At 68.8% G+C, this 10,315-nt stretch carries 8 protein-coding genes; 3 read left to right on the top strand and 5 right to left on the bottom strand.

The features are described from left to right. Positions 1 to 557: 557 nt before the first annotated feature. Positions 558 to 1,019, top strand: a complete 462-nt coding sequence (locus KDJ86_RS11950) for a cupin domain-containing protein (protein ID WP_291745874.1) — start codon at positions 558 to 560, stop codon at positions 1,017 to 1,019. Positions 1,020 to 1,637: 618 nt separating this feature from the next. Here the strand turns inward: KDJ86_RS11950 and gyrB are convergent. The 4 genes from gyrB to recF form a co-directional block, all read right to left on the bottom strand. Further along, positions 1,638 to 4,103: a DNA topoisomerase (ATP-hydrolyzing) subunit B gene (gene gyrB, locus KDJ86_RS11945; protein WP_291745871.1), complete on the bottom strand. Its 2,466-nt coding sequence runs from the start codon at positions 4,101 to 4,103 to the stop codon at positions 1,638 to 1,640. A 201-nt stretch (positions 4,104 to 4,304) separates the two neighbouring features. Continuing rightward, positions 4,305 to 4,784, bottom strand: a complete 480-nt coding sequence (locus tag KDJ86_RS11940; protein WP_291745868.1) for a L,D-transpeptidase — start codon at positions 4,782 to 4,784, stop codon at positions 4,305 to 4,307. Positions 4,785 to 4,863: 79 nt separating this feature from the next. Beyond that, positions 4,864 to 6,705, bottom strand: a complete 1,842-nt coding sequence (gene recQ / locus KDJ86_RS11935; protein WP_291745865.1) for a DNA helicase RecQ — start codon at positions 6,703 to 6,705, stop codon at positions 4,864 to 4,866. A gap of 10 nt (positions 6,706 to 6,715) precedes the next feature. After that, on the bottom strand, positions 6,716 to 7,894 hold the full coding sequence (gene recF / locus KDJ86_RS11930) for a DNA replication/repair protein RecF (protein WP_291745862.1): 1,179 nt from the start codon (positions 7,892 to 7,894) through the stop codon (positions 6,716 to 6,718). 109 nt (positions 7,895 to 8,003) lie between these two features. On the opposite strand from recF, the gene KDJ86_RS11925 reads away from it, so the two are divergent. Together KDJ86_RS11925 and KDJ86_RS11920 are read left to right on the top strand one after the other, a co-directional pair. Continuing rightward, positions 8,004 to 8,669 carry an FkbM family methyltransferase gene (locus KDJ86_RS11925; RefSeq protein WP_291745859.1) on the top strand — a complete coding sequence of 222 codons (666 nt, stop codon included), beginning with the start codon at positions 8,004 to 8,006 and terminating at the stop codon, positions 8,667 to 8,669. A gap of 381 nt (positions 8,670 to 9,050) precedes the next feature. Then, positions 9,051 to 9,341, top strand: coding sequence for an antibiotic biosynthesis monooxygenase family protein (locus tag KDJ86_RS11920; protein WP_291745857.1), 291 nt, complete (start codon positions 9,051 to 9,053; stop codon positions 9,339 to 9,341). Here the strand turns inward: KDJ86_RS11920 and KDJ86_RS11915 are convergent. Then, entirely contained in the window at positions 9,326 to 10,291 is a 966-nt protein-coding gene (locus KDJ86_RS11915; protein ID WP_291745855.1) for an NAD-dependent epimerase/dehydratase family protein, read from the bottom strand. The two genes, KDJ86_RS11920 and KDJ86_RS11915, sit on opposite strands and share 16 nt — an antisense overlap. Between the last annotated feature and the right edge of the window lie 24 nt (positions 10,292 to 10,315).

Here is a 10,315-nt window from a genome sequence, read left to right as displayed (position 1 = left end):
TGGTCTCGCCGCGGGCGCCGCTCCCCGCTCCGCCAAACGAACGCCTCCGGACGGCGCCCCCGGTGAGCGAGGATGGCACTGATTATGAGGGCGGTTGGGCGAAGGGGGACAAGGTTTTTGTTATGCCGCCCGAAACCGAGGCCGGCCGCCATGTAGCCGGCTGCTGGATCCCCGCTTTCGCGGGGAAGAGCGGTGAGGAAGGCGGGGATGGGCGGAGAGGAGGCGGGTGAGTGGTTGCGAGACAGATGACCGGAGAGGGCCGAAGGGCTGGGTGCCGCGTCCTCCGCGTTTCGACACCCGCCACCCGTCATCCTCGGGCTTGACCCGAGGATCGGGCGCCTGTGTCGGGGCACGGGGCGGTTCGCCGCTGCCCGCGTCGTCGGCGCCTCCCGGCAGAGGCTCTGGCGGCCCCGATCGATCCTCGGGTCAAGCCCGAGGATGACGGACGAGGGGGGAGATGACGGTCGAGGGTGAGATGACGGTGGTGTGGGCAGGAAACCCTCCCGCGCCTCGCGGACTCAGGATTAGACTGTCGTCCGGAACGAGGGAGCGCTGCCATGCCGAAGATCGATATCGCCGCCGTGCCGGTGCGGAAGGGTTCGGGCTATCCGCCGCCCTTCGATGCGCCCTGTGCGGAACGCGTCCGCAAGCGCCTCGGCGATGCCGGCGGGCTCACCGATTTCGGCGTCAACCTGATGACCCTGCCGCCCGGCGGCTGGTCGAGCCAGCGCCACTGGCACAGCCACGAGGACGAGTTGGTCTACGTGCTCGAAGGGGAGCTGACGCTGATCGAGGACGACGGCGAGACGATCCTGAAGGCCGGCGATTGCGCCACCTTCCCCAAGGGCACCGGCAACGGCCACCACATGATCAACCGGTCGGGGGCGATCGCCGTCTATCTGGAGGTCGGCTCAAGGAACCCGGACGACCTCACCACCTGCTCCGACATCGACCTGATGAGCGCCAACGCCGACGGCCGTTTCGTGCGGAAGGATGGGAGTGGGTACGGGGAGGGGTGAGGCGCAATAGGGAAGCGCATTGCGCCGGGCGCCATCGGCGGTAGGCGCGGTGAGTGGCGGATTACGCTCCGCTAATCCGCCCTACGGACCTAACGCCGACGGCCGTTTCGTGCACAAGGACGGGCGGGGCTATGGGGAGGGGTAGGGCGCAAGAGCGCAGCGTATTGCGCCGGGTGCCGATGGCGGCCTGAACGGGAACGGCGGATTACGCTTCGCTAATCCGCCCTGCGGCCCAAAGGTCACTGCGTCCTTCGAGGCTCGGGCTGCGCCCGAGCACCTCAGGATGGCCTGAGTATCTGTATCCAAGAAACGAAAAATATCGCCATGCTGAGGTGCGAGCGTAGCGAGCCTCGAAGCACGCAGAAACGTCGGGTGGGCGATGCGGTAGAGCCGCTCGCTTGTCCGGCATGGCATTCTCCTTCCCCCGCTCATCCCCGCGAAAGCGGGGATCCAGACACCGCGTTTGGCTTTCTGCCCCATTGGTCCGCAGGTTCAACCACATCGCCAAGGACCGGGTTCCCGCTTTCGCGGGGACGAGCGGGTGGCAGCGGCGTGCGCCGTCTTGCCGTGCGCCGGCCGGCACGCCGGAAAGGCGCGACGCCGGGCGCGTGTTGGACCTCAAACGTCCAGGTTCACCACGCTCAGCGCGTTGTCCTGGATGAATTCGCGGCGGGGTTCGACCTCGTCGCCCATCAGCGCCGAGAACAGCATCTTGGCGTCGGCGTCCTCGCCGTCCTTGACCCGGACCTTGAGCAGCGTCCGCGCCTCGGGGTCGAGGGTGGTCTCCCAGAGCTGTTCGGCATTCATCTCGCCCAGCCCCTTGTAGCGCTGGGTCGAGACGCCCTTGCGGCCGGCCGCCAGCACCGCGTCGAACAGGTCGCGCGGCCCGTGGATCACCGTCTCGACGTCCTTCTTCCGGAAGACCGGCGCCTTGCCGTAGACCGGCTGGAGCTTCGGCGTGAAGTGGTCGAGCTTGCGGGCGTCGGCCGAATCGAGCAGCGCCGGGTCGATCATCGCCACCTGGCGGACGCCGCGGACCTCGCGCTCGAAGCGGAAGCCGGCTTCCGGGGCGAAGGAGCCGGCCCAGCCGGTCTCACCCTCGCGGGCCAGCACGTCGAGCCGCTTGGCGACATAGTCGGCGGCCTGGGCCGCCTCGGTCGGGTTGGACAGGATCTCGGGATTGAGCGCGCCGGCGATCGCCGCCTGCTCGACCACCGCGCGGTCGTAGCGGAAATGGATGCCGTCGAGGGTGCGGACCACGGAGCGGGCCTCGCGGACCGTCTCGATGAGGTCGGCCCCGGCCCGCGTCTCGCCGCCGGCGATCTCGAGCACCGCGTCGTCGAGGCCGCTGGCGATGAGATATTCCTCCATCGCCGGCTCGTCCTTGAGATAGATCTCGCTCGACCCGCGCTTGACCTTGAAGAGCGGCGGCTGGGCGATGAAGATGTTGCCGCGCTCGATCAGCTCCGGCATCTGGCGGAAGAAGAAGGTGAGCAGCAGCGTGCGGATATGGGCGCCGTCGACATCGGCGTCGGTCATGATGATGATCTTGTGGTAGCGCAGCTTGTCGGGGTTGAACTCGTCCTTGCCGACCCCGGTGCCGAGCGCCGTGATCAGCGTGCCGATCTGTTCGGACGACAGCATCTTGTCGAAGCGCGCCCGCTCGACATTGAGGATCTTGCCGCGCAGGGGGAGCACCGCCTGGTTCTCGCGATGACGGCCCTGCTTGGCCGAGCCGCCCGCCGAATCGCCCTCGACGATGAAGAGCTCGGCCTTGGACGGGTCGCGCTCCTGGCAGTCGGCGAGCTTGCCCGGCAGCGAGGCCATGTCGAGCGCCCCCTTGCGGCGGGTGAGCTCGCGCGCCTTGCGCGCCGCCTCGCGGGCGGCGGCCGCCTCGACCACCTTGCCGACGATCGCCTTGGCCTCGGCCGGGTGCTCCTCGAACCAGGTGCCGAGGCCCTCGTTGACGATGCTCTCGACCACCGGACGGACTTCCGACGAGACCAGCTTGTCCTTGGTCTGGGAGGAGAATTTCGGGTCCGGCACCTTGACCGAGAGCACCGAGGTCAGCCCCTCGCGGCAGTCGTCGCCGGACAGCGACACCTTCTCGCGCTTGGCGATGCCTTGTGACTCGGCATAGCCGTTGACCTGGCGGGTCAGCGCCGCGCGGAAGCCGGCGAGATGGGTGCCGCCGTCGCGCTGCGGGATGTTGTTGGTGAAGACCAGCGTGTCCTCGTGGTAGGAATCGTTCCACCACATGGCGAGATCGACGGTGACGCCGTCCTTCTCGCCGCCGATGACGATCGGCTGGTCGATGACCGGATGCTTGGCGCGGTCGAGATAGCGGACGAAGGCCTCGAGCCCGCCCTCGTAATGCAATTCCTCGGTCCTCGGCTCGACGCCGCGACGGTCGGAGAGCACGATCTTGACGCCGGAATTGAGGAAGGCGAGCTCGCGCAGGCGATGCTCCAGCGTCGCATAGTCGAACTCGGTCCGGGTGAAGGTGGCGGGCGAGGGCAGGAAGGTGATCTCGCTGCCGCTCCGCCCTTCGTAGGTGCCGGGCCGCCTGTCGGGCTGGTAGCTGCCGGTGACCGCCAGCGGCGCGTCCGGCACGCCGTCGGTGAAGCCCATCTCGTGGATCCTGCCGTCGCGGCGGATCCGGATCTTCAGCCAGGTCGAGAGCGCGTTGACCACCGAGACGCCGACGCCGTGCAGGCCGCCCGAGACCTTGTAGGAATTCTGGTCGAACTTACCGCCGGCATGGAGCTGGGTCATGATCACCTCGGCCGCCGAGACGCCCTCGCCGGCATGGATGTCGGTCGGGATGCCGCGGCCATTGTCGATCACCGAGCAGGAACCGTCGGCGTTGAGGATCACGGTGACGAGGTCGGCATGGCCGGCCAGCGCCTCGTCGATGGCGTTGTCGACCGCCTCGTAGACCATGTGATGGAGGCCGGAGCCGTCGTCGGTATCGCCGATATACATGCCGGGACGCTTGCGCACCGCGTCGAGGCCCTTGAGGACCTTGATCGACTCGGCGCCATACTCGTCGCCGCTACTGGCGATGGGATTGATTTCGTTCATCTATTTTCGATCGTTTCAAGCACGGTCACAGCGCCGTCCCGGGCGGGATCCGGCCATTCAGGCGACCCGTTCACTGCGTCGCCGCGGGGGACCAGAATCATCCTGCCATATATAGCACTTCGCGCGCCGGATTTCCCGCTTTTTACCAAGAATTTAGGCGGAATTGGTGCGCTGCAGCACCGGCCGCCGGAGCGGCGGATCTCACCGCTGGATGGTGATCAGCGTATTGGCGCGGCCGTATTTCAGAACCAGGTTGAACAGGGTCCGCGCGTTGCCCGGTGCGAGGCGGACACAGCCATGCGAAACCGGCCGGCCGAGATTGCGCACTTCGGTCGTCCCGTGGATCGCGTAGCCACCCCTGAAGAAGATCGAATAGGGCATCGGCGCGTTGTCGTAGATGGTCGAGTACCACGTCCTTTCGAGGCGGACCGGGTGGTAGCGGCCGGTCGGCGTGCGGTAGCCCGGACGCGCGGTCGAGACCGCCCAGGCGTAGCGCTGCTTGCCACCGACCGAGACCCGCATGCGCTGCGACGACAGGTCGATGGAGACCGAGACGCTCGTTGCGGCGGCGGCGGGGCGCGGCGGCTGCAACGTGAGGGACGCCGCGGCGACGAACAGGACAGCGAGGAGCCGCCAGACGGCCCAAGTGGCTCGATGTGTCTGGTTCGGAGCCTCGGTCACGGGCTTTCTCCTACCCTTTGCCAGAGCCGCCATCCTGAAGCGGCGACGCGCCGATGCATTGAGATGGGTCAAGTCCGACTTAGTCGACGTCCCGGAGCGCGGCGAGAAAGGCATCGCCGTAGCGGTCGAGCTTGACCTCGCCGACACCGTGGAGCGTCTTCATTTCAGCGAGACTCCTCGGCTCGTGGCGGGCCATCTCGATCAGCGTGCGGTCCGCGAAGACCATGTAGGCGGCGAGGTTCTCGCGGGCCGCGATGTCGCGGCGGAGCGCGCGGAGGCGATCGAACAGCGCATGCGCTTCCGGGTCGAGCCCGGTCGCGTCGGCGGTCGGCGCGCCGCGGCTGCCCCGGCGGCGACGCTCCGGCTTCGTATCGTCGATCTTGCGCAACGCGATGGCCTTGCGGCCGCGGAGGATCTCGGCACCTTCCTCGGTCAGGCGGAAGCCGCCATGCTCGGCGCTCGCCTCGGCCAGCGCCCCCGCGGCGAAGAGCTGCCGGGTGACGGCGACCCAGCTCCGTTTCGGCCGGTCGCGGCCGACGCCGAAGGTCTTCAGGCCGTCGTGTCCGTGGCGCCGGAGGTTCGGCGTCGCTTCGCCGACAAGAAGATCGGCGATGTGATTGGCGCCGAAGCGCTCGCCGGTCCGCACCACCGCGGAAAGCACTTTCTGGGCGTCGATCGTCGCGTCATAGGTGGCGGCGCTGTCGCGGCAGAGGTCGCAGGCGCCGCAGGGCTCCGACTCCTCGCCGAAATAGGCAAGCAGCGACTGGCGGCGGCAGAGGGACGATTCGCAGAGCGCGATCATCGCGCCGAGGCGGTTCTCCTCGATGCGGCGCTGCTCCGGGGTAATCGCCTTGCCGGCGATCTGCCGGCGACGGAGCATCATGTCGTCGACGCCATAGAGGGTGAGCGTGAAGGCCGGCAGCCCGTCGCGCCCGGCCCGGCCGATCTCCTGGTAATAGCCCTCGACGCTGACCGGCATGTCGGCATGGACGACGAAGCGGACGTCGGGCTTGTTGACGCCCATGCCGAAGGCGACGGTGGCGCAGACCACCACGCCGTCCTCGCGCAGGAAGATGTCCTGGTGGTCGCTCCTGACCTCCGGATCGAGGCCGGCGTGATAGGGCAGCGCCCGGAACCCCTTGCGGGAGAGATGCTCGGCAAGCCTTTCGGCGCGATCGCGCGAGGAGGCGTAGACGATGCCGCTGTCGCCCCGGTGGTCGGCGACGAAATCCTCGATCTGGCGACGCGGCTGGTCCTTCGGAGCGAAGCGGAGATCGATGTTCGGGCGGTCGAAGCTGTGGACGAAGCTCCGCGGCGGTTCGGGGAAGAGCTGGGCCGCGATGTCGGCGCGGGTCGCCCGGTCGGCGGTGGCGGTGAGCGCGACGACGGGCACGCCGCCCAGCGTCTCGCGGGCCTGGGCAAGCAGCCGGTATTCGGGCCGGAAGTCGTGCCCCCATTGCGAGATGCAATGGGCCTCGTCGATGGCGAGGCGGCGGACCCCGGCACGCCGCAGCCGGGCGGCGAAGGCGCCGCTGGCGAGACGTTCGGGCGAGACATAGAGGAGCCGCAGCGCGTCCGCCTCGATGAGCTCCCAGGCCTCGTCGCCGGTGGTCGAGTTCAACGCCGCGGCGGCGACCCCGAGGCTCCGCATCTGCTCGACCTGGTCGCGCATCAGCGCGATCAGCGGCGAGACGACAAGCGTCAGCCCGCCGTCGACGATCGCCGGGAGTTGGTAGCAGAGCGACTTGCCGCTTCCCGTCGGCATCACCGCGAAGACGTCCTCGCCGGCCAGCACCGCGGCGACGATTTCCTCCTGGCCCGGTCGGAAAGTCTCGTAGCCGAAAACCTTGTGGAGGGTATCGGCGGCGACCCGGATGGCGCCAGTGGTCGTGTCGGCCGGTTTCCGTCGGGGGAGTGTCATGGGCTGTCAGCTATTCCTGGTGAACCGTGCCGCCCGCCACGGCAAACGCCTGGGCGCGGTTGGCCAGCGGTGCGAAGACCGCCGCGTCGGTGCCGGTCATGAAGGCCTGGCAGCCGAGCTCGGTGAGCAGGTCGAACAGCGCCGCCCGGCGGGTCTCGTCGAGATGGGCGGCGATCTCGTCGAGGAGCACGACCGGGGTCTCGCCGGTGAGCCTCGTCACCAGCCGGGTCTGGGCGAGCACCAGGCCGACCAGCAGCGCCTTCTGCTCGCCGGTCGAGCAGGTCTCGGCCGGCATGTCCTTGGGTCCGTGGCGGACGATGAGATCGGAGCGGTGCGGCCCGGCCAGCGTGCGCCCGGCCGCGGCGTCCCGCCGCCGCTCGTCCCGGAGGCGCCGGTGGTAGGCGTCTTCGGCGGCGCTCGCGCTGAGATGGCCGAGATCGGTTTCGAGCGTCCCGTCCAGCGCGATGACGGCGGTGGGGAAGGGGCCGGCGGCTTCGGCATCGCCGAGCATCGCGGCGGCAAGCCCCGCCCATTCGCGGCGCGCCGCGGCGATCGCGACGCCGAGCCCCGCCATTTCGGCCTCGATCGCATCGAGCCAGCGGGAATCGGGCGCCGGCTCGGCGAGCAGCCGGTTCCGCCCCCGCATCGCCCGCTCGAAGGCATTGGCGCGGGTGCCGTGGGTCTTGTCGATGGCGAGCACGGCGCGATCCAGGAAGCGCCGCCGGTCGGCCGGCGGACCGGTAAAGAGCCCGTCCATGGCCGGCGTCAGCCACAGCACCCTGAGATGATCGAGAAAGGCCGCGGAGGAGCCGGCGGGCGCGTGGTTGACCCTGACCTTGCGCCGCGTCTCGCCGGCCATCACGCCGGTGCCGAGAGCGACCGCGCCGTCGCCATTGGCGACCTCCGCCGCGATCGCCCAGCCGCCGTCGCCGCCCTGGCGGCCGACCGCATCGATGCGGGCTCCGCGGATGCCGCGCCCGGGGGAGAGGAAGGAGACCGCCTCCAGCAGGTTGGTCTTGCCGGCGCCATTCGGCCCGGTCAGCACCACCGGACGCTCGTCCAGGCTGAGGGAAAGCGTTGCGTAGTTGCGGAAATCGGTGAGTTTCAGCGACGTGACGGCGGTCCGGGCGGCGGCATGCGCGGACCCGGCGGGACTGTCTCTTTCGGCTGCTTCGTTCGATGCTTCCAAGCCGCGCACTCTAGCCGGGTCATGGCCCAAGTCGAGTGGCTTGCCGGAGGGCGGTTTCGTGCCCGCATATTGCGCCCAACCGGGGATGGCGCCTATCGTCCTCGGTCCCATGACCCACGCACTCGACTATATCCGCGCGCATTTTCGCGAAGGACCCAGGTCCGGAATCGTCCATGTCGGAGCCAGCTCCGGCCAGGAGGTGGAAGACTACAAGGCCGCCGGCACGCGCCCGGTCGTGCTCATCGAACCGCTTCCGGGCCCCTATGCCCAGCTGGTGGAGACGATCGCCGGCGAACCGGGCTTCTATCCCCTCCAGGCCTGCTGCGACGCGGTCGGCAACCGGGACGTCGACTTCCACGTCGCATCGAATGACGGCATGTCGTCGAGCTATCTCAGGCCGTCCGGACATTTGGCGGCGGCGGCATCGGTGACCTTCGATGAAACCGTCCGCGTCACCACGACGACGCTCGACGCGCTGCTCGCGGATCTGCGCCGGCAACACGACCTGCCGGCCGCGTTTCCCGACTATCTGACACTCGATACCCAAGGTGCCGAGAAGGAGGTGCTGCTCGGCGCCCGCGAGACGTTGAGGACGGTGAACTACATCTGGCTCGAGGTGAGCTTCGGCGGGTTGTATGAGGGCGACACCGGTCTCTACGAGATGATCGACTTCCTTCGCGGCCAGGGCTTCGACATCTACAACCTGGTGATGATGCGGTCGTGGGGGGACGCCCTCTTCATCCGCAGCGGATTGTTCCCGCCGCTGGGGCGTTAGGCCAGCGCGCACCCGAAAGGTCGCGCGGCCTCCGGGGCGGGCCGATTCCGCACTGCACATGGGGCTTGTCGGGAATCAAATCCCGTTCCATATTCGATTCTCCCGTTAACAACTGAAAGGAGGTGATCCAGTGTCTCATTGTCAAACCCCGCGTGTGGCGGTGGACCTGATCTGGAAGGGTGCTTCTTTCGAGGTGCGCGCCTCCTGATATCGGGGCCGAGTTTCGCTCACACCGCACCCGCGGTGAAGGCAATGGAAGGGCCGTCCGATCGGGCGGCCCTTCGATTTTTTGCGGGCGAAACCCCGGGCCTTCCTCCCCTTTGCGGCCGCCGGCCCTAGCTTTCAGGATGGGTTGCATCGGCAGGCTGGGAGGAACAGGCAATGATCATCCGGGTATTCCGCGTCGTCGTGCAGGACGGCAAGCGCGAACAGTTCGAGACATTCTTCCGCGAGACGGCGATCCCGCTGACCAGGAGCCAGCCCGGGATCGTTTCGGTCACCGCCGGTGTCCCGCGCGCCGAAACGCCGGACGAATTCTGCATGGTGATGGTGTGGGAGAGCCTCGCGGCGATGAAGGACTTCGTCGGCGAGGACTGGCGAAGCCCTCATATTCACCCTGACGAGGCCGACCTGGTGCGCGAGCGGTCGATCCACCACTACGAGCTCGCATAGCCTCGGACCGCGGCCGGGTCGCGGTCCCGCCACCAGTCGACGGTCGCGCGGATCGAGTCCGCGAGCGGCGTCGCCTCGATCCCGAATGTCCCGGTGAACCGCGACCCGTCGACGACAAAGGGCTGGGTGAATTCGTAGCGCATCTCGTCGAGGGCGCGGATATCCGGGACGAAGAGGCCGAGAAGCCGGAGCAGCCAGCGCGGCGTCGGCGCGACGCCGACATCGTGGCCGACAATGCCGGCGATCATCGCCACGATCTCGCGCTGGGTGCGGGCCGGCGCATTGGGGACATGCCAGACGCCGCCGGCGGCGCGGCTGTCGGTGCCGAGGGTCGCCAGGACCCGTGCCGCGTCGCCGAGGAAGGTGAAGCTGTGCGGCTGGTCGGGATCGCCGAGGAGGCGCGCTGACTTGCCCGCGACCGCGCGTCCGGTCACCTCGCTGCCGAGCGGCGACTGGAAGGTGGCGCGGGGACCGAAATAGTCGGAGGCCCGCGCCGTCGCGACCTCGAGGTCGCCGGCGGCGGCGAGCCTGGCGAGCTCGTTGGCCATGGCCGCGCGGACCGTGCCCTTCCGTGTCGTCGGCCGGACCGGCGCGTCTTCGGTCATCGGCGCGCCACGGGTGTCGCCGTACAGGTAGACATTCTCGAAGGAGACGTAGCGCGCGCCCGCTTCCCGCGCGGCCGCGACAACGGAGTGCTGGAGCGGCGGGAAGAGGTCCGCCCAGCGGGAATAGGGTGGACTGAGGCACTGGTAGACGGTGGTGGCTCCGGCGGCTGCCACCTGGGCGAAGACGGACGAGGATGCGTCGCCCGCCGCATGGGCGACACCGGCGGGAAGCCCCGCGACCGGCTTCCGGCTCACGAGGCGAACGGCCTCGCCCCGCGCGGCGAGTTCGTCAACGAGGGCCCGGCCAACCGGCCCGGCCCCGAAGACGACGTGGAGGTCCGGCATCGAGCCACCTCATCGGCTGTGTCA

The organism is Bauldia sp. (assembly GCF_020442045.1).
GTDB lineage: Bacteria > Pseudomonadota > Alphaproteobacteria > Rhizobiales > Kaistiaceae > Bauldia.
The sequence above is the reverse complement of the archived record's forward strand: the minus strand, read 5'-3'. Positions and strand labels throughout refer to the sequence as shown.